Here is an 18,716-nt window from a genome sequence, read left to right on the forward strand (position 1 = left end):
CGCGCCGTCTACCGCTTTGCTTATCCCCTGGCTTTTTGCGCCGGAATGAACTGCTCGCGCACGGCCTTGGCCAGCAGGTCCGGCGGCAGCAGGCCCTGGCCCAGCAGGAAGTTATTGAAGGCGAGGCGGTCGAACTTCGCGCCCAGCGCCAGTTCCGTCTCGGCGCGCAGTTGCAAGATGCGCGTATAGCCATAAAAATAGCTGCCCGCCTGGCCCGGCATGTTGAAGGTATAGCGGTCCAGTTCCTGGCGCGCCATCGGCGCCGACAGCATCACCTCGTCGGTCAGGATGCGGCCCGCCTCTTCGCGCGTGACCTGGCCCAGGTTCAGCATCGGGTCGAGCATGGCGCGCGCCGCGCGCAGCATGCGGAACTGCAGCGCGATGAACTGGCCTTCGACCGGCTCGTAGGGAATCATCTCCGCTTCCGCATACAAGGCCCAGCCTTCCACGTTGACGCTGTTGAAGGCATACAGGCTGCGCGCCTGCGACACGCCGCGTTCGACCATGGCGCTGAACTGCAGTTCGTGGCCGGGGCGGCCCTCGTGCGCGCTCAGGGTCCAGGCGGCGCCGGCAAAATTGAAGTCGTCATACGCTTCGCCCTTGCCGCTGGCGGCCGGGTTCCCGACCGGCAGCACGAACTGGCCGTGCTCGCCCGTATTGCCGATCAGCGGAGGCGGACGCATGTGCGGCGCCGGCTGGGCCGCCGATTCGGCCGGCGAGGCCAGGCGCATGGTCATCGCGCGCGCCGGAATATCGACCACACCCTGCTGGCGGATGCGTTTTTCCAGCTCGGTATTGACGCCCTTGTAGTGCGCTTCCAGCTTGTCATTCGCGATCGTCTCGCTTTTCAGCGCGCGCAGCACCTGGCGATAGTCGCTGCCATCGATGCCCTTCAGCTCCAGCCTTGCCGCCACCACGGGCGCCAGCGCCTGCATGGCGGCGCGCGTTTCCAGGTAGGCCACTTCGGCCCGTTCGACCAGGGCGCGCGGTTCGATATCGATGCCGACCTGCTTCAGGCGAAATGCATACTGTTCCGGCGCCATGCGGAAATCCGTGCGCGACAGCGGCAGCACCACTTCGCGCTCCCACGCGGCGTAGTCATTGAGCTGCTTTTCCATCGCCGCCAGCGCCGGTTCGGCGCCCGCGATCTTCATGTCGGCAAACAGCTTGCGGATGCCGGCGATATAGGTCGGCACGTTTTCCAGCGACTGCTCGACCTGCAGCCGCACCGGGCCGGCCAGGCCCGGCTGGCCGATCTTTTCCGTGAAGCGCGCCCTGGCCTGTTCGGTGATCGGCGTGCTGCCCTTGAACTGGCCCGTGTAGCGCTGCAGCCGTTCCAGCGCCTTGGCGCGGCGCGCGGCCGGGCGCTGTTCCTGCAGCAGGCTTTGCATGGAACCGAACACCATCTGCGGCACGTCGATCCATGGCAGGCTGTATTTGTCCTCGATCCGGGCGCCGGCGATTTCCTGGTCCACCGCTTTGATCAGAATTTCCAGGTCCTGGCGGATGCGCTCGTCGCGCTCCAGTTCCAGCTTCAGTTGCAGCTTGCCGCGCGCCTGCTGCAGCACCGCCACCTGGCGTTCGACGATATTCGGCCCCAGGTCTGCCGCCAGCCCATCGTATTGCGGCAGGCCCGTGTCGGACGCGTTTTCCGGCGAAAATTTCGCCTGCGCTTCGAGCACGATGGCGGCATTGCGGTTGCTGGTCTCGACCCAGGCGGCGGAAGCAGCTGGGGCTGCGATGGCGGGAATGGCAACGGTGGTGGAAAAGGCGGCGGCGAGCGCCAGCGCAAACACGGTCTGGCGCAATTTCAGGGATACGGACATCGGGGGTTTCCTTCCTGGCGGTTTCGGCGAACGAAACGGCCAGTATCGGCGAGCGCCGGGGCACTGTCAATCCAGGGGAAGGCAGGCGGGCCGCCCTCCCCTTTCCTTCTTCTATCAGTAGCCCAGCCCGTAACCGAACTTGTACAGCGGCCGCGCCGTGTCATATGGCACGTCGGACTTCTGCACCTGCACTTCGGCCATCGACGATGGCAGCTCGAACGGCAGCTTGCCTTGCGGCTTGGCCTTGCCGGTCAGGACGTCGAACAGCGCGCCGTCGCTGACGCCGAAGTTGCCGATAATGGCGCTGGCCTTGTCCTGCACGTTGCCGAGGATGGCCGGGCGGTCCAGGTAGACGGTCACCACGGTTTTCGGCGCCAGGCGGGCGGCGTTCTTGATCGCCTCGTAGTCGGCGTCGCCGTCGACGAAATTGAGGCGGCCTTCGTGCTGCATGCTGCCGAAGATATAGTTCGGGTGCAGGATTTCATACGGCGCGGCCACGCGCAGCAGGGCCACGTCGGCTTCCTGCGGGGTCGCCACCACGGTGTAGCCGTACTGGCGGGCGACGGCCGCGTCGATGCCGTACAAATATACCTTCTTGACGGTGGTGGCCAGCGGCAGCACCTTGTCCTTGTTTTCCAGCAGCACCAGCGAACGGCGCTGGGCTTCCAGGCCCGCTTCGACGAAGTCGGCCTTGCCCACAGTAGCGGCGGCTTTTGCCGTGTCGACAAACGGATGTTCGAACAGGCCCTGCTTGAATTTCTGCACCAGGATGCGGCGCGCCGAGGCGTTGATGCGCGCCTCCGTCAACTGGCCGCGCTGCACGGCCTGCGTCAGGTAAGGCGCTTCCGTCACGCCGCCAAACTGGTCCATGCCCGCATTGACGGCCTTGACATAGCGCTCGGCCTTGGTGGCGTCTTCCATGCCCCACGGCGTGCCGAAACCGAAGAAGGACGGCGCCACGCCCGGTGGGGTGCCGTTGCGGCAGTTGGCGTCGCAGTCCGAGGTGATGCCCCAGTCGGACAGGATCACGCCTTCGAAGCCGTATTTGCCGCGCAGCAGGTCGGTCAGCATGGTCTTGCTGAAGCCGGCCGCCACCTGTTCCAGCGTGATGCCGTCGATGGTGATATTGCCGTCCGGCAGAGCATACGTCGGCATGACGGAGGCGGCCTTGGCGTTGAACGCGCCTTCGAACGGTTTCACGTGATAGGCGAAGTTATTGCCCGGGTAGGTCATGTAGCGGCCATAGTAATTGTGGCCGTCAAAACCCTCCTTGGTCGCGCCATAGCCGACCCAGTGCTTGACCACGGCCACCACGCTGCCGTCGTGCAGGCCCGTACTGCCATCCTGGAAGCCTTCGATATAGTTCTGCACCATGCGCTTGGCCAGATCCGCGTCTTCGCCGAAGGTGCCGTTGATGCGCGACCAGCGCGGCTCGGTGGCCAGGTCCGCCTGCGGAGACAGCGCCTGCGTGATGCCGACGGCCAGGTATTCCTGGCGCGCGATATCGCCGAAGCGGCGCACCAGGGCATCGTCGCCAATGGCAGCCAGGCCCAGGGTTTCAGGCCACTGCGAAAAGCCGTTGGTCGACGCGCTGGCGCCCACCGTGTACTGGAAATGATGGCGCGGGTCGGTGCTGATCGACACCGGGATGCCGTGGCGCGAAGTTTCGCTCAGGGCCTGCACCTTGTTGTACTGGGTCGCCATATTGGCCGAGTCGCCCGCCATGCGGGTAATGAAGGTGTTGACGTACTGCTTGACGATCAGGTCCTGCAGGGCCGTCAGGTCATAGCCGCTGCCCTGGCCGATGCCGGTCGGGTCCGCCACGGTGGGCGCCGTGCCGTGCATCATCAGGCCGGCTTTTTCCTCGAGCGTCATGCGACCGATCAGGTCGGCGGCGCGCTCCTCGGCCGACAGGCGCCAGTCCTCGTAAGGGTCGATCTTGCCGTTGCGGTTCATGTCCTTGAAGGTATAGCCGTCGACCTTGAGCTGGCTGTAGGTGGTGGTGCCGAACACCGGCTGGGTGTATTCCTCGCTGACGGTGTCGTGATTGCCGCAGGCGGCAAGGGCGAGCGCGGCAAGGCCGCCGGCGACCGCGCGGGTCATCGGTTTCATGGTGCAATTCATGGCTGTCTCCAGTATGTTTTTGTGGTGAGCGGGGCCGCATCGAGGCCGCCCCGGACGCAATATAGCGTGTCATGTCGGCATGTTTTTGACCGCGCAGAACAGTAGTTATACCGGTGAGAACAATTTTCGATATTGACGTGCAGCAATCACCGAATTCCAACAAAAATGCTACCATTTGTGAAAAATTACTACAAACAAGTCCGCAGAGACTGGAGACGAGAAAATGAACAAAACCGACACCCGCACGGTGGCGAACCATATCGCGCGCCAGTGCGCGCTGGCGCTGGAGGCCGATGGCCACGGCCCCGACGATTTCTTCCGCCATACCGGCATCACGCCAGCGCAATTGCAGGAACCGGGCGGGCGCATCGATGCGCAGCGCCACCGCCGCATGGTGGCCTACGCCCAGCAACTGCCGGCACACCGCGGCATGCTCGACATCGCGCCCCAGCACTGGTTTGCCCACTTTCCCGCCGTGGCGCAAGTGTGCTTCAACCGCCCCACCCTGCGCAGCGCGCTGCACGAAATGCTGCACTTGCGCGGCCTGATCGGCGAATTCGATTTCATGCTGATGAGCGAAAATGGCAGCCACGTCGAGATCGAATACCTGTCCGAATTTTGCGCGCTGGGCGGCGCCATGCAGGCGCTGGCCAATTTCAGGATGCTGTCGCTGGTGGTGCGCGCCTATGACGACGGCGCGGCGACCGCGTTTCATACAGGCTTCCAGGGCAAGGCGCCCTGGTTTGCGCACGCCGTCGCCGAATGCTTCGGCGCCAGCGCGCGCTTTGGCCAGGCGCGCAATACCCTGAGCTTCGAGGCGCGCCTGCTCGACGCGCCCTGCGCGCATTTCAACCCGCTGCTGGCGCCGCACGCGCTGGAACAGGCGCAGGCCCAGTTGCACCAGCTGCACAGCGCGCAGCTGTTCTCGGCCCGCGTGGAACAGGCCATCATCGATTTGCTGAGGAAAGGCGGCGGCGAGCTGGCCGACAGCGCCTCGCTGCTGCCATCGCTGTGCGACGGCCTGGCGATGAACAGCTGGACCCTGCGGCGCCAGCTGCAGCAGGAAGACACCTCGTTTCGCGCGCTGGAGCTGCGCGCCAAAAGCCGCGAATCACGCCGCCTGCTGCGTGAAACCACCCTCAGCGTGGCCGAAATCGGCGACCGCCTGGGCTTTTCCTCGCAAAGCGCGTTCACCCGCTTTTTCAGGACCCAGTTCGAACTGCCGCCGGCGCGCTACCGGCACGAGGCAAGATAGCGCGTCTGAAAACGCATTTGATGGAAGTGACGCCGTGGGCGACGCCGATTCACTGCTACTATCGCCTTATCCCCACCACCGGGCATATCGACAGACTGCCTCTCTTTTCTTTCCCACACAATGACCATGCAAAAACTTATCGAACTGAACGACGGTAACCATATTCCGGCCATCGGGCTCGGTGTCTGGAAAGCGACTCCCGAGCAAGCCGGCGCCGCCGTGGTGGAAGCGCTGGAGGCGGGCTACCGCCATATCGACACCGCGGCAATTTATGAAAACGAAGATGGCGTCGGCACGGGCTTGTCCAGGGCGGGCCTGCCGCGCGAAGACGTCTTCGTGACCACCAAGATCTGGAATGACGCCCAGGGCGTGCACAAGACCGCACAAGCGCTCGATGCGAGCCTGAAACGGCTCAAACTGGACTATGTTGACCTGCTGCTGATCCACTGGCCAGTTCCCGGACAGAACCTGTATGTGGAAACGTGGCAGGCCCTGGCGCAGGCACGTGACGCGGGCAAGGTTCGTTCGATCGGCGTATCGAACTTCACGGAAGAACACCTGCAAAAGCTGGTCGACGAGACCGGCATCGTGCCGGCCATCAACCAGATCGAGTTGCACCCGTTTTTCCAGCAGCACGACTTGCGTGCCGTCCATCAGCGCATGGGGATACGCACGCAAGCCTGGAGCCCGCTCGGCCAAAGCGAGGCGCTGCAGGATACGACCATCGTTGCGATCGCTGCACGGTACAAGCGCACGCCGGCACAAATCGTCCTGCGCTGGCAGCTGCAGCTTGGCAATATCGCGATCCCGAAATCGGTCACGCCGGAGCGCATCCGTTCGAACTTCGACGTCTTCGATTTTGCGCTGAGTGACGATGACATGGCGGCCATCGCAGGCCTGGACCGCGACGGCCGGATGGGCCCCGATCCCCTGCTGTTCCCGTAATCCGCTATTCAGCTCAGTAGGCCAGGTTCCCGGCGCGAACCGGATGCTGGCAATCCCTATGCAATCTCGCCCAGGCCAGCCTCATTTTTCGCGTCATATGCCAGCCGCGCCGCGTCGATCTGCGCGCGGTGGCCAAACGCCCACTGGCCCAGCGCGCTGATGGGGCCGAGCAGGGATCTGCCCAGATCCGTCAGCGCATAGTCGACCCGTGGCGGCACGGTGGGAAAGACGGTGCGCGTGACCAGGCCGTCGCGCTCCAGGCCGCGCAGGGTAAGGGTCAGCATGCGCTGTGAAATGCCGTTGATCAAGCGGCGCATTTCATTGAAGCGCTTGGTGCCATTGCCCAGCAAGATCACCACCAGCACGCTCCACTTGTCGCCCACGCGCGCCAGGATATCGGTCGCCGGCTGGCACGAATGCGCCAAGGCCGGGTAGCCGCCGTCCGTGCGCATGCGCTGCTCCAGTTCCAGGCCGCCGCCATCAGTCACATTCATGTGCCCGGGTATGGAAAAAGTGCCTTCTTGTGCGTTCAATTTTTTTTCATCACTATGAGCCTCAGGTACAAAATGATACCACCCTGAACCGACCAAACTTACAAGGCTCCACATGAATATCCTGCAGATCGATTCCAGCATCCTCGGCGACCATTCCACCACGCGCCAGCTGACGGCCGCCATCGCCGCCCGCCTGCAAGCGGCCGCGCCCGGCGCGCAAGTCACTTACCGCGATCTGGCTGCCGCACCGCTGCCGCAATTTACGGCGGCGCCCGGCGCCATGGACGCCGCCGCGCTGTCCCTCGCCCTTGAACAGGTACTGGCCGCCGACGTGATCGTGATCGGCGCGCCGCTGTACAACTTCAGCGTCCCTTCGCAACTGAAATCGTGGCTGGACGCGCTGGCCGTGCCGGGCAAGACGTTCCAGTATGGCGCCAGCGGCCCGGAAGGCTTGCTGGGCGCCAAGCGCGTGATCGTCGCCTCGGCGCGCGGCGGCATCTATACGCCCGGCACGCCGATGGCCAGCCTGGACCACCAGGAAAACTACCTGAAAAGCTTCTTCGGCTTCCTGGGCGTCAACCAGCTGGAAATCGTGCGCGCCGAAGGCCTGAAGGTCAGCGACGAGGTGCGCGCGCAGGCGCTGGCGTCGGCGTTCGAACAGATCGCACAGCTGCAGGCGGCGTAAGGGAACCAGGCCACTGCCGTGGGGGCTGGGCAGAAAGGAGCAAGATGCGCTAAGCTCTTGAGCCCACCCCCATCACAAGGAACACCATGACCCTGATCGTCGTCGCCACCATCGATGCCCAAGCCGACCATATCGCCGCCGTGCGCGCCGCGCTGGAAGCGGTCGTGCCGCCCAGCCGGGCGGAGACCACCTGCCTGCGCTACGAGCTGCACTTGGACAATAAAATCCCCACGCGCTTTATCATGCTGGAAGAATGGGCCGACGAAGCCGCCTTGCGCGCGCATGAAGCGACGCCCCATTTCAAGACCCTGGTGGGCGCCGTGGGCGACAAGGTCGTCAATATCAACGTGGCGGAACTGAGCAAGCTGGCGTAAGCCAGGCGCCGGCTTCAATCGCGCGCGCCTGTTGAAAGGTTGCCATATACAATGTGGCAACTTTTTCCTACCGGCCTGCCATGACCCATTTTTCCATCCTGCGCTCCGGCGCCGCACTTGCCGCACTGACATTCAGCCTGGGCGCCTTTGCGCAAGCCCCGATGCCCAATCTGGTGGGCGACTACAATCTGGCCTCGTCGACCACCGTGCCGGCCAGCACCTGGGGTTACTCCAAGGGACGCATTGCGATCAAGCAGCTTGATGACAAGCATTTGCTGATCGTGCTGTCGTGCGAATGGAAACGCGAACCGAAAGCCGTCTGCGGCGATTATTTCTACGCCCAGTGGCGCGACGACGGCCTGTACCTGCAAGACATGAATACCTTCGCCATGCGCCTGTACTTCGATGCCGCCTCGCGCAAGCTGACCATCATTTCGCGCGGCGCGGACGCCAAGGCCAGCGTGCGCCACGACGTGTTCGCCGCCACCACCGCGCCATTGACCGACACCGCCCTGGTGCGGCGCATGAAACGCGAAGTGTCGAATGCCGAGAGCAAGGAAAACCGCCGCGTCTTTGGTCCCTACAACAAATGGGATTACAAGGAGAACCGCATCGAATTCCAGCAGCAAGCCGCCGTGAAACCATGATGCGGCGCCAGCTGCTGCGCCTGGCCGGCACGCTGCTGTGCTCGCCCGTGCTGGTGCGCGCGGCAAACACCGGCTTGACCGGCCCCGTGCGCCAGCGCATCCTGGCCACCATCGAGCAAGCCGCGCCCAGGGTACTCAACGTGCAGCACCTGGCCCTGATACGGCGCTTCAATATCGCCTGGTCGCCGGTGGAAAGCGGCGCGCCGATGCTGAACCCGGAGCAGCCGCTGGGCGACGGCGACACCCTCGTGCTGGCGATGCGGATTACCGCCAGCAAGGATGCCGCGCTGGCGGCCCAGCGTTTGATGGAAGCGGCGCAACTGCTGCCCCATTTCATGCAGATGGCGAAACTGAAACCGGGCAACTACGCGCTGGACCAGGCAAGCTTTGCGTTTACCGAACGCCATCAGCTGCTGCTGCGCCGCCAATCGTGGCGCTCGCTGGAAATGCTGGGCCTGGGTGCCGAAGACTATCTGGGCGAAGGCTATTGGCCCACGCCGGCGGTCGACGGCAAGCGCCCGTATGGGGACTTCACGAATTATCCTGTTGAAATGGCGCAGGCGCTGGGCTTGCCGGTGCGCAAGCAGCTTGACGGCACGCTGAGGGTCACGCCCGCGCTCGACAAGGAACTCGAAGCGCTGCACGAACAGACCATGCCGGCCATGCAGGTGTTCGTGCGGCATGCGGGCCTGATGCGCAATAGCATCTAGCCCCGCCTGCCTTCTGGCAGGTGTGCGGGACATGGCAAGCAGCTAAGATGGCCATCTCATCTTTACGCAAGGAAGCACCGCCATGACGACCTTTCAAGCCGCCAAGCCCCCCACGCGCCACCCGATCGGCATTGCCCACGGCGTCACCTTCGACGTGGTGGCCTGGGGTCCGGCCATGGCCGAGGTCGACCTGAGCGTCGCCTGCATGTTCGAGCACGAAGTTGGCGGCGCGCCCATCGCCGGCGGCCTGCTGGCGCTGGACCAGGCGCTGGGCGGCCAGCTGACGCGGCTGCGCGCCAACGGCGCCTTTCGCGCACAGCCGATGGAAACCCTGCTGATCACCACGCCGCCTGCCGGCATGGCGCCACGCGCGGTGCTGGTCATCGGCTTGGGCGACCCCGGCCAATTGACGTCCGACCTGCTGCGCCGCGCCACCCGCGTGGCCATGCGCGAGGCGATCCGCCACGGCGCGTTGTCGATGGCTTTCGCGCCCAGCGTGCTCGACGCCGGGCACGCCGACAATGCCGCGCTGGACATGCCCGAAGTCATGCTGGACGGCATGTTGGGCGCGCTGGCCGGCGAATTTCTGCTGGCCGAAACGGGCCTGGCGGGCGAGCCGCTGCTGCGGCATTGCACCTTTGACGTCGGCGCGCCGCGCGTCGAGTCCGCGGCCCTGGCGTTTGCGGCGGCGTTTGCCAAGCTGCATGATGCCGAATAGAAAATTTGACAAGGGCACGCCGATGGACCGCCAGGCCTGCCGGCGGATTGGCATATATCATTATGCCAGGCCATCATTTGCTTCTCACGCAACATCATCGACTCAGTGTCGAAAACCTGATGGCCCTTTTTTCACAGGCGATCCATGCTGAAAAAATAATACTCCCACTGCCGGCCAGCACACTGCTTCAAGAACGTTTCCACCTGTGGCTCAGGCCACCTTCTTTCCAATAACATTCGCCGGAGTTTCTCCTTGTTCTTTGCGGTCGCAAGATACACGCGGTATGACCTGCCTACTTCCAGGCCATCAAGATAGCCGAATGTGACGGCGGCGCCGCCAATCGCGCCCTTCGATACCTTGTTGATCCTGGCTTCATAGGCGACGCCGCAGTTCACGTCCGCATTGTTGGAGGGGTGGCGTGCCATGATTTCGAGGTCGATAACGAGATCGGCGCGTGCCTGGGATACGGCCTTGCCTGGCGCGATCACGGAACGTGCCGTGGCTTGCGAAGCACACAATGCGCCCGCCAGCAACAACCCTGACAAAGCACGGCTGAATTTTTTCATGGGAATTTCCGCCTGCGTAAAATGGCCGTGCTCAGCTCACGTAATAAAACGGCGCCATGCCTTCAAGCGCGATGATCTCCAGCACCCCGCCACCGTCCTTCAGTGCCGTCACGCAGGCGAGCATCTCGTCAAGCAGGTTCCGGCTGGCATTGGTGGTGTGGTAATCGGCCATCGAGGTGGTCCTGGGCGCGACGGCATCGCCCCATGGCGGCTGCCGGGACAGGTCATTGAAATCCCAGATGAGCTCGGCGGGCGCCAGGGTGGCCAGGCCAGCCCGGATCTGGCGCAGTTCCAGCAGGGCGGTATCGGCGTCCGGCGCATCGAGCCGGCCTTGATACAATTTGATCATGATCAGCGGAAAGCGCGCTCCCCACTCGCCGCCTTCCAGCCGCACCGCCACCGTCGACAGCAGGGAGTGCAGCACCACATTGATGCCGATCTCGGTGATGACCGCGCCATGACGAAAGGCGATGGTCATGCTCAGCCTTGCGGTGCCGGTAACGGCGACGGGGCAGGAGCGGGGATCGGGACCGGAGCAGGAGCCGGAATTGGGACGGGTGACTCCTGCGGCACGGCGCGGCCATTCGATTCCTGCCCGCCATCGCCTTCCGTCGGCATGGCCAACGGCGCCGGTGGCGCGCCCGCCTGCTCCATGTCGCCGCCCTCTTCCATCGGCTCGTTTTCCGGCTCCATCGCTTCGATGCGGCGCGCTGGCGGCGGAGGCTTGCCGCCAGCGAAGATGGCGTCACGCGCCAGCTTGCCCGTGTCGAGCGCCGTCTTGAAGAAGTCGCCCACCACCAGCACGGCATTGTGGCCGCCCTGGCCCCAGTAATTGCTGCGCATGGTGACGCGCGCGTCGTTGAAGCCGACCCAGGCGCCGCCCACCAGTTGCGGGTGCATCATGATGAACCAGCCGTCGGCATTGTTCTGCGTGGTGCCGCTCTTGCCGGCCACGTCGGAGCGGATGCCGAAACGGTTGCGGATGGCCGTGCCCGTGCCGCGGTCGATCACGCCGCGCATCATGTCGGTCAGGGTGTCGGCCGATTCGACCTTCATGGCCTGCACCGGTTTGTCTTCGCCGAAACGGGCGATCAGCTTGCCATCGCGGTCGGTGATATGCGTGACCACATACGGCTTGCGCGCCTGCCCCTGGGCGGCGATGCTGGCGTAGGCATTGACCATTTCAAGCAAGGTGACGGGGCTGGTGCCCAGCGCCAGCGACGGCACGGAGGCCAGCTTGCTGTCACGCACGCCGAGCGCGCGCGCCAGCTTGATGATCGGTGGCAGACCCACATCCTGCATCACCTGCGCCGTGATCGTGTTCTTGGAATACACCAGGCCTTCGCGCATGGTCATCTCGCGCCCGGTGCTGCCGCTCATGTCGGTCGGGCGCCATTTGGTGCCGTCAGCCGCCTTGATGTCCATCACTGCGTCGCGGTAGATATGTTCCGGACTCAGGCCTTTTTCCAGCGCCGCGCCATACACGATGGGCTTGAAGGTGGAACCGGGCTGGCGCGCAGCCTGCGCCACGTGGTCGAACTGCTCGCGCGCAAAGTCGCGGCTGCCGACCCAGGCGCGCAAGGCGCCGGTGGCCGGGTCCATCGCCACGAAACCGGCCTGCAGCCGCGTTTTCGACTTGCGCAAGGCGGAAATAAAGGCGCGCTCGCCCTTCAGTTGCGCCAGCGCTTCGTCCGCCGTGCCGCCGGCCGCCACCAGCTTGCGGTACTCGCTGGACTCCCTGACAAAGGCGTCGACCAAGGCCGGATGCGATTTCCAGAAATAATCGAACGGCACGCTACCCGATTGCATCGAGGCGTACATGCCGGTCGAGGTCGAGGACGGCACGCCGGCGCGGCTCCATTCCACGTCGGCAATCGCCTGCAAGGCATTGGCCTGCCGTTCGACGGCACGCTCGGCCGCCTGCTGCAGGTCGCTGTCGAGCGTGGTGTGCACCACCAGGCCGTCGAGTTCCAGGTTGTAGTCGTTTTCGTCGGCCCAGTCGATCAGCCATTTGCGCACATAGGCCGTGAAATGGCTGTCGGTCTGCGCGCGTTCGCTCTGGCGCTCGAAGTGCAGGCGCAGCGGACGCTTGATCAGCTGCCTGTATCGCTTCTCGTCGATCACCTCGTGCTTGCGCATCTGGCCCAGCACCACATTGCGGCGCTGCAGCGAGCGTTCCGGATTGCCGACCGGATTGTAGTAATTCGTGCCCTTGAGCATGCCGACCAGGGTCGCGCTTTCCAGGATATCGAGGCGCGCGGCCGGCTTGTCGAAATACGTGCGCGCCGCCATTTCGATGCCGAAGGTGTTGTACAGGAAAGGCACCGTATTCAGGTAGGCTTCGAGAATTTCCGTCTTGCTGTAGGTGGCTTCGATTTTCAGGGCCGTGACCAGCTCCTTGAGCTTGCGGTTCAGGCTGCGCGAGCGCCCTATTTCCGACGGAAACATATTGCGCGCCAGCTGCTGGGTAATGGTCGAGCCGCCTTGCGGATCGCCACTCAGGCTGTGGACGATAGCGCCGGCCAGGCGCTTGAAATCGACGCCGTGGTGCGCATAAAAACGGTGGTCTTCGGTGGCGATCAGGGCGCTGACCACATTCGGCGAGATCTGTTGCAAGGTCACCCGCTCCTGCAGGCCCTGGTCGAAGCGGGCCAGTTCCTCGCCGCCGGCCGCCACCATGGTGCTGGGCGCGGCCGTGCGCGCCTGGCGCAGGTCGTGAATGCTGGGCGTGAGCGGTATCAGCAGCAGCAGATAGGCCACCAGCAGCGCCAGCACGGCCAGGAAGGACCACAGGGCCATCACCAGCGCGCGCCGCCCGGGCGGCAAGCTCATCAGGTGAGCGTGGCCACGCCGGTACAGGGCCACCAGGCGGGCTCCACCATGCCGGCCAAGCCTGGCGGCACTATCCTTGCCGCGCGCCGTCCATTGCCTTGCCTTAGCCCTTAACTGCTCCATGCTTGCCCCACTCCTTGCCTGTTGCCGGATGATCCGTTTCGGCAAGTATATAGGGCGCAGGCCTGGCTTGGCGGAACACAGCAGACGAAATTTACTGCTGCGCCTGCTCCAGCAGGGCTGGTAACTCTTTCAGCATGGCCTCGCGCGTGCGCAGGCCGGCCGATTGCTGACCCGCTTGTTCATCCTGCACCAGCCGCGCAAACACGAACGTGCGTTCACCCTTGCTGGCCCAGCCGACAAACCAGCCATGGCCGTGGGCTTCGTCGAAGCTGCCGTCGCTCTTGCGCGGAAAGGCCGCGCCGGTTTTGCCATGCAACTGCCAGCCGCCGGGCAAGTCGGCCAGGCGCGTCAGGCGCGCGGTCTCGTCCATGGCTTGCCGGCTGACGGGTAACTGATGGTTGACCAGCTTGCGCAGGAAGCCCAGCTGCTCCAGCGGCGAAATTTTCAGCGAAGAACTGATCCAGGAACGCTCCAGGCTGTTGTCCTTGCCGGGGTCGCCCGATACGTCGGCATTGCCGTAGCCCAGCGAGCGCGTGTACTTCTGGAAACGCGCGCCACCGAGCGCCTGTGTGATCTGCTGCGAATACCAGACCACGGAATACTGCATCCAGCGCGATGGATCGGTCTCCTGGCGCCAGGCCTCGCCGCCCCAGTCCACATAGCCCTGCCGGTATGGCAGGCGCGGCGCGTGCTGGTCCTTGAGGAAGCCGGCGTCGTAGCCCATCAGGCTGAGCGCGATCTTGAAGGTCGACGCCGGCGTGACCCGGTCGATGCAATTGCCTTCCTGCAGCAACACCGTACCGGACGCGGCATCGGCGATGGCGGTGCAGATGGTGGCGGCCTGGGCCGCCGGGGAGATGCTGAAAGCCAGCGGTAAAAGTACTATCAGGGCAGAGCGAAATTTCATGGGCCTCCGGGATGCGTGCAGATGGCAAAGCGAAATTGTACTCACCTGCGACTGGTCTTGCCAGAGCCCCGCGCTTTGCCGCACACCCTAGTCGCGTTCTTCTCGCTCCACCGGCATGCGCCCCGGCTTCATGCGCTCTTCCTCGAGTTCGCCCATGCCCATTTTTTCTTCATCGAGCAAATCGTGTTCGCGCCGTTCGCGCTCCACGTCCGCCTCCACCTCTTCCTCCAACTCATCCAGTTCGGGCTCGCCATTCTTGTGCACCATCATGATTCTCCTTTGCTTGAATGAAAACCAGTGTAGGCTAGAATTGACTCATTGCAGCGCTTTTTATAACGAGTGAAAGCGAGTCCGCCATGAGCATCTTGAACGCCATCGCCAGCCTGGCCGTCAGCGACCTGCCGGCAGCCACCATCTGGTATGCCCGCTTGCTGGGCAAGCAGGCGGCATCACAGCCGATGCCGGCAGTCGCGGAGTGGAAATTTGACCGTGGCGGCTGGCTGCAGTTGTACCAGCAGGCGGACGGCGCGGGTGGCGGCTCGGTGACCCTGGCCGTCGACGATATCGAGGCGCTGGCCAGTCACTTGCAGCAAGTGGGGGTCGCGCATGGCGCGCTCAGTTCCACACCGCAGGTGCGCACCATCATGCTGACCGATCCGGACGGCAACCATATCGCGTTTGCCCAGGCGCTCGACACCTCGATGGCGCGCTAGAGCGCTTTGCGGAAGGTCAGGTTGATGCGCTGTGCACCGAGTACATCATGCTGCCCATCTTTCAAGGGCGCCACGCCGTGGTAGCGCAGGCGGTCCTCGCCGCCCCACACCACCACGTCGCCATGCACCAGCACGATGCGCGCGGCGCGGTCGGCGCGCAGCGCGCCACCGAACAGAAAGGTAGCAGGCAAGCCCAGCGAAACGGAGACGATGGGCGCGGTGAAGTCGCACTCATCCTTGTCCTGGTGCAGCGCCATGCGCGCGCCCGGCACGTAGCGGTTGATCAGGCAGGCGTCGGGCGCAAAGCCCGGGTAGCCGGCGGCCGTGGCCGCATCCTGCGCCAGTTGCAAGAAGGCGGGCGGCATGGCCGGCCACGGCGCGCTGCCGGCCGGATCTTGCCGCACATAGCGGTAGCCGCGCGTATCGGTCACCCAGCCCAGCTGGCCGCAATTGCTCATCGCCACCGACATGCGCAAGCCGCCCGGCGTGGCCATATGGCGCAGCGGCGCCGCCTGCACGATAACCTCAAGGGCGGATAACAATTGCCCGACCCTGGGCAAGGCAAAGCCGCGCAGCAGGATGGCGGCGGTGCTGCCAGGCACCAGTGGCGCGGGGCCGATGGTTTCGTACTCATCGTCGGAAAACAGGGACAGGTTCATGCCCTATTCTAGCGCGCCGTGTAAAAAGCCGTGGCGTCGGTTACAGTAGCGTTTCCAACCACTCAACAGCACCTTATCTGGATCACGACGATGGATCATTACGCCGATTTGCTCAACACCCTGGCACAGCAGGAAGAAACACTGCAGTTCGACCGCTTCGACAATGACACGGCGCTGGCCGTGGGCCTGTGGATCGTCGAGGAAGTGCGCAAGCGCGGCAAAGCCGTCACCGTCAATATCACGCGCAATGGCCAGGTGCTGTTCCATTACGCGATGAGCGGCGCCACCATCGATCAGGCCGACTGGATACGGCGCAAGAACAACACCGTGCAGCGCTTTGCGCGCAGCTCGTATGCGATGGGCATTTCCTACAAAAACAAGGGCGCGACGTTCGAAGAAGTGAAGTATCTGGACGACCTGGAATACGCGGGCCATGGCGGCGCCTTCCCCTTGCTGATCCGTGGCGTGGGCATGGTCGGCACGATCACCGTGTCGGGCCTGGCGCAGGCGGACGACCATGCGCTGGTGGTGGCGGCGCTGCAGGCCCAGCTGGACGCGCACTGATCAGGATGCCGGAGCGGCGCGCGCCAGTGCGGCCAATGCCTTGGTGGCGCGATGCGCGCGCCACAGCATCGAGCCGCTCAGCAAGGCGATGACCGAGAGGAACAAGAAGATCGCGATGGACATGGCATTGTCCAGCGATGTAATCACGCTGCTGCCGATGACTGCGCAGACCAGCAACTGAAACACATGGCCGGCTCTTGACGGCGACACCAGCTCGCCGGTCGTATGATTGAGCCAGCCCTGCAGCGAGCTCCAGTCCCCTTCCTTCTCGAGGATCGCAGTTACTTGCATGCCAGTCTCGATCGCCGGCCTGCCTGGCAGCTCCAGCCCGTAATACCGCTTGTTGCCGGAAGCAAAGCCAAACTCCGTCCTGGGGCCAGGATTGCCCCAGCGGTAGGCGACGCTGAAGACGCGGTCGATGGTGACAGTCGCTGGATACAAGACAGGCCCCGGTCAGGTTGAAGGAGTGCGGTGGCTACTGCTCATCCAGGCAGCGCTTGCAAGCGCTCTCCGTATAGCGGCTGCGGCAGGCGTTCTCATTCGGGTGCTGCTGTTCGATCGCGCGCCAGTTGCGGCACGACGCTTCCGACAGCGCCTCGATGGCCGGTATCTGCTGCGCCACCACGCGCCCCTTGTTGACGCTCAGGCGGGCGCCGTCCAGGTCGCTGCGCAGCTCCAGGCCACCGTCGCTCGATTTCAGGGCCAGCACGCCGGTACCGCTTTCGCCGGGCCCGGCAATCAGGCTGGCCACCATATGGTATTTCGAGTCGAGCGACAGCATGGCGTTATCGTGATCGAAGGTCACATAGCCGCCGCGTTCGTAGCCATCCTTGTCGTAGATCATGAAACCGGCCGCGTCGCCGCCACGCTTGGCGACGCGGCCGCCAAACATCACGGCGTCGGGCATGTCGCCGCTCATGCGTGCGCGCACCACGCCATTCTTGTCGACAATGGTGATGTCGTTGGCGCGGATGGTGCCGAACACGCCGTTTTTCAGGGCGATGCCGGCCGTTGCCGTGCCCACCGCCGCCACCAGCAAGGCGCCCACCCACAGCAGGTTCTGCCGTTTGATGACTTTGCGCAGGCGCTGATTTTCCTTTTCGCAAGCAGCGACGCGCGCCGCCAATCCGTCCATACCGTGATCCATGCGTTCCTTGAAGAGTGAGCAAAATTCAGGACGAAAATTTTAACATTCTTGCTCAAAGGAAAAATCACACATTCTCACAGCACGATCAAGCTACTTTCTGGTGGACAGCGCCACGATCGCCACGCCGGCCGCGACGATCAGCGCATCCTCGATCAGCCCGCTACGGGTCTGGCCGATGCGCGCCATCGCCTCCTTGCGGCCGGCCAGGGTCAGGTAGGCCAGCGGCACGGCGGTGGCCACCGCGACGGCAGCGCCCGTCTTTTCGCGTCCCTCGGGCGCCAGGGCCGCACCGGCGATGCCGGCGCTCAGCACGCGCGCCAGCAGGCCCAGGAACACCGTGCGGTCCGGCGCCGTCTTCATCTTGTCGCCATACAGTTCGGCGGCGCCCATCACCAGCGCGCCGACCTTGAACACGGGGCGGTCGAGCAGGACAAGCTGGCCGGTGGTATGGCGCCCGGCCAGGCGTGCGGCGGCGATGGTGGCCATCGGCGTCATCGAGCGCGCGCTGGCGACGGCGCCAATCAGGATCGAGGAAAGCAGGCTGCGAATATTCATCTTGTTGACTCCTGTGCAAGTGGAAGAGCTGGAACGAAAGTCGCCAGGAGCGGCCTCGTCATACAAGATTGTTATTGTAGTGAGCCAGCAATTTGGTGTCGCCACCCACGCCACGCGAGTATTATTTTGCGGCCCGCATTGCCCGGGTGATGGCGTCATGATTCCAATCGAGGCTGACCAGGGCGATGGTTTTTCCGCCATCGACCACCAGCCCCAATCTGCCGGTGTTCGTGTCGGGTGAGGGGAAATAGCTGACGCTTCTTATTGGCTGGCGCGAGCGCAGCAATTCGACCGGCACGCTGTAGCCTTGCTGCTGGCGAATGAAGGCGGCCACCAGCCAGGTATCGCCAGCTTGCCATACGCCCACTCTCAGTAGCGGCGCATCGTCAAGCTTGCTGGAAAAACCGACATTGGCGGCCATGCTGAAGCGGGCCTGGCTTATCTCGGGATGGTCGTTGAAAAACAGCCCGCTCCAGTAATGCATCAACCCAGCGGTGTCGTTGGCATGGACCAGCCTGCCATCAAGTCCGGCAGTGTAGAAAGCGCCATCCTGGAACACAAACTGGCTCATGCGAAATGCCTGCACGCCGTCCGCGCAGGGACCTTCGAGCAAGGCGACGCGGGCAGGCAGGAATCGCTTCTCCTGATCCGGGGCAATGGTGATCGACAGATCCTTCAGGGACAGCCCGGTCTCCGCCAGTGTCAAGCCCCTTGCACGTTCGGCGATGGCAGCGCAATCGACTGACTTTGCGGCCGCCTGCGATTGCGCGACGGCCGGACAGCAGGCAAAAACCGATATGAAGGCTGCCGCCGACAGCAGCTGCACATAAATACGCTTCATTTGAAAACACCGTCCCATGGCCATCGTCCGT

At 64.0% G+C, this 18,716-nt stretch carries 22 protein-coding genes; 9 read left to right on the forward strand and 13 right to left on the reverse strand.

Features of this window, described 5'->3' with window-relative positions:
* Positions 1-20: 20 nt before the first annotated feature.
* The gene (locus Q8L25_RS22270) at positions 21-1,826 is read right to left on the reverse strand and encodes a DUF885 domain-containing protein (protein ID WP_308921480.1); all 1,806 of its coding nucleotides are present in this window, start codon (positions 1,824-1,826) and stop codon (positions 21-23) included.
* A gap of 114 nt (positions 1,827-1,940) precedes the next feature.
* Positions 1,941-3,938, reverse strand: a complete 1,998-nt coding sequence (locus tag Q8L25_RS22275) for a glycoside hydrolase family 3 N-terminal domain-containing protein (RefSeq protein ID WP_308921481.1) — start codon at positions 3,936-3,938, stop codon at positions 1,941-1,943.
* A 235-nt stretch (positions 3,939-4,173) separates the two neighbouring features.
* On the opposite strand from Q8L25_RS22275, the gene Q8L25_RS22280 reads away from it, so the two are divergent.
* Both Q8L25_RS22280 and Q8L25_RS22285 read left to right on the forward strand, forming a co-directional pair.
* Entirely contained in the window at positions 4,174-5,205 is a 1,032-nt protein-coding gene (locus tag Q8L25_RS22280) for an AraC family transcriptional regulator ligand-binding domain-containing protein (RefSeq protein WP_308921482.1), read from the forward strand.
* A gap of 120 nt (positions 5,206-5,325) precedes the next feature.
* Entirely contained in the window at positions 5,326-6,150 is an 825-nt protein-coding gene (locus Q8L25_RS22285; protein WP_308921483.1) for an aldo/keto reductase, read from the forward strand.
* A gap of 56 nt (positions 6,151-6,206) precedes the next feature.
* On the opposite strand, the gene Q8L25_RS22290 is transcribed toward Q8L25_RS22285, so the two are convergent.
* Positions 6,207-6,683: a winged helix-turn-helix transcriptional regulator gene (locus tag Q8L25_RS22290; protein WP_374694191.1), complete on the reverse strand. Its 477-nt coding sequence runs from the start codon at positions 6,681-6,683 to the stop codon at positions 6,207-6,209.
* Between the two features lie 73 nt (positions 6,684-6,756).
* Between Q8L25_RS22290 and Q8L25_RS22295 the strand changes: the two genes are divergently transcribed.
* The 5 genes from Q8L25_RS22295 to Q8L25_RS22315 all read left to right on the forward strand — a co-directional run bounded on the left by Q8L25_RS22295 (position 6,757) and on the right by Q8L25_RS22315 (position 9,778).
* On the forward strand, positions 6,757-7,329 hold the full coding sequence (locus Q8L25_RS22295; protein ID WP_308921484.1) for an NAD(P)H-dependent oxidoreductase: 573 nt from the start codon (positions 6,757-6,759) through the stop codon (positions 7,327-7,329).
* An 86-nt stretch (positions 7,330-7,415) separates the two neighbouring features.
* Positions 7,416-7,703 (forward strand): putative quinol monooxygenase, encoded by a 288-nt coding sequence (locus Q8L25_RS22300; protein ID WP_308921485.1) that lies wholly within the window; start codon positions 7,416-7,418, stop codon positions 7,701-7,703.
* A gap of 80 nt (positions 7,704-7,783) precedes the next feature.
* Positions 7,784-8,350: a hypothetical protein gene (locus Q8L25_RS22305; RefSeq protein WP_308921486.1), complete on the forward strand. Its 567-nt coding sequence runs from the start codon at positions 7,784-7,786 to the stop codon at positions 8,348-8,350.
* Positions 8,347-9,060 carry a hypothetical protein gene (locus Q8L25_RS22310; RefSeq protein WP_308921487.1) on the forward strand — a complete coding sequence of 238 codons (714 nt, stop codon included), beginning with the start codon at positions 8,347-8,349 and terminating at the stop codon, positions 9,058-9,060. Before Q8L25_RS22305 ends, Q8L25_RS22310 begins: the two co-directional genes overlap by 4 nt.
* An 82-nt stretch (positions 9,061-9,142) precedes the next feature.
* A complete protein-coding gene (locus Q8L25_RS22315) occupies positions 9,143-9,778 on the forward strand; it encodes a M17 family peptidase N-terminal domain-containing protein (protein ID WP_308921488.1) in 636 nt (211 codons plus the stop codon).
* Between the two features lie 131 nt (positions 9,779-9,909).
* Here Q8L25_RS22315 and Q8L25_RS22320 read toward each other — a convergent pair whose 3' ends face one another.
* The 5 genes from Q8L25_RS22320 to Q8L25_RS22340 form a co-directional block, all read right to left on the reverse strand.
* Entirely contained in the window at positions 9,910-10,344 is a 435-nt protein-coding gene (locus Q8L25_RS22320) for a hypothetical protein (RefSeq protein WP_308921489.1), read from the reverse strand.
* A gap of 31 nt (positions 10,345-10,375) precedes the next feature.
* The gene (locus Q8L25_RS22325; protein ID WP_308921490.1) at positions 10,376-10,822 is read right to left on the reverse strand and encodes an Imm70 family immunity protein; all 447 of its coding nucleotides are present in this window, start codon (positions 10,820-10,822) and stop codon (positions 10,376-10,378) included.
* A 2-nt stretch (positions 10,823-10,824) separates the two neighbouring features.
* A complete protein-coding gene (locus tag Q8L25_RS22330) occupies positions 10,825-13,299 on the reverse strand; it encodes a penicillin-binding protein 1A (protein WP_374694192.1) in 2,475 nt (824 codons plus the stop codon).
* A 91-nt stretch (positions 13,300-13,390) separates the two neighbouring features.
* Complete coding sequence (gene blaOXA / locus Q8L25_RS22335; protein WP_308921491.1) at positions 13,391-14,206, reverse strand: class D beta-lactamase; 816 nt, start codon at positions 14,204-14,206, stop codon at positions 13,391-13,393.
* An 87-nt stretch (positions 14,207-14,293) separates the two neighbouring features.
* Positions 14,294-14,476 carry a hypothetical protein gene (locus Q8L25_RS22340; RefSeq protein WP_308921492.1) on the reverse strand — a complete coding sequence of 61 codons (183 nt, stop codon included), beginning with the start codon at positions 14,474-14,476 and terminating at the stop codon, positions 14,294-14,296.
* A gap of 86 nt (positions 14,477-14,562) precedes the next feature.
* On the opposite strand from Q8L25_RS22340, the gene Q8L25_RS22345 reads away from it, so the two are divergent.
* Entirely contained in the window at positions 14,563-14,919 is a 357-nt protein-coding gene (locus Q8L25_RS22345) for a VOC family protein (RefSeq protein WP_308921493.1), read from the forward strand.
* On the opposite strand, the gene alkB is transcribed toward Q8L25_RS22345, so the two are convergent.
* The gene (alkB, locus tag Q8L25_RS22350; RefSeq protein ID WP_308921494.1) at positions 14,916-15,578 is read right to left on the reverse strand and encodes a DNA oxidative demethylase AlkB; all 663 of its coding nucleotides are present in this window, start codon (positions 15,576-15,578) and stop codon (positions 14,916-14,918) included. The two genes, Q8L25_RS22345 and alkB, sit on opposite strands and share 4 nt — an antisense overlap.
* A 90-nt stretch (positions 15,579-15,668) precedes the next feature.
* Between alkB and Q8L25_RS22355 the strand changes: the two genes are divergently transcribed.
* A complete protein-coding gene (locus Q8L25_RS22355; RefSeq protein WP_308921495.1) occupies positions 15,669-16,142 on the forward strand; it encodes a heme-degrading domain-containing protein in 474 nt (157 codons plus the stop codon).
* Here the strand turns inward: Q8L25_RS22355 and Q8L25_RS22360 are convergent, their stop codons facing one another.
* The 4 genes from Q8L25_RS22360 to Q8L25_RS22375 all read right to left on the reverse strand — a co-directional run bounded on the left by Q8L25_RS22360 (position 16,143) and on the right by Q8L25_RS22375 (position 18,685).
* The gene (locus Q8L25_RS22360; protein ID WP_308921496.1) at positions 16,143-16,583 is read right to left on the reverse strand and encodes a hypothetical protein; all 441 of its coding nucleotides are present in this window, start codon (positions 16,581-16,583) and stop codon (positions 16,143-16,145) included.
* 34 nt (positions 16,584-16,617) lie between these two features.
* Positions 16,618-17,289 carry a hypothetical protein gene (locus Q8L25_RS22365; protein WP_308921497.1) on the reverse strand — a complete coding sequence of 224 codons (672 nt, stop codon included), beginning with the start codon at positions 17,287-17,289 and terminating at the stop codon, positions 16,618-16,620.
* Between the two features lie 90 nt (positions 17,290-17,379).
* Positions 17,380-17,844, reverse strand: coding sequence for a hypothetical protein (locus Q8L25_RS22370; protein WP_308921498.1), 465 nt, complete (start codon positions 17,842-17,844; stop codon positions 17,380-17,382).
* A gap of 121 nt (positions 17,845-17,965) precedes the next feature.
* The gene (locus Q8L25_RS22375) at positions 17,966-18,685 is read right to left on the reverse strand and encodes a hypothetical protein (RefSeq protein ID WP_308921499.1); all 720 of its coding nucleotides are present in this window, start codon (positions 18,683-18,685) and stop codon (positions 17,966-17,968) included.
* Positions 18,686-18,716: the final 31 nt, after the last annotated feature.

The sequence above is a fragment of the Janthinobacterium sp. J1-1 genome, assembly GCF_030944405.1.
In the GTDB taxonomy this organism is placed as follows: Bacteria; Pseudomonadota; Gammaproteobacteria; order Burkholderiales; family Burkholderiaceae_D; genus Janthinobacterium.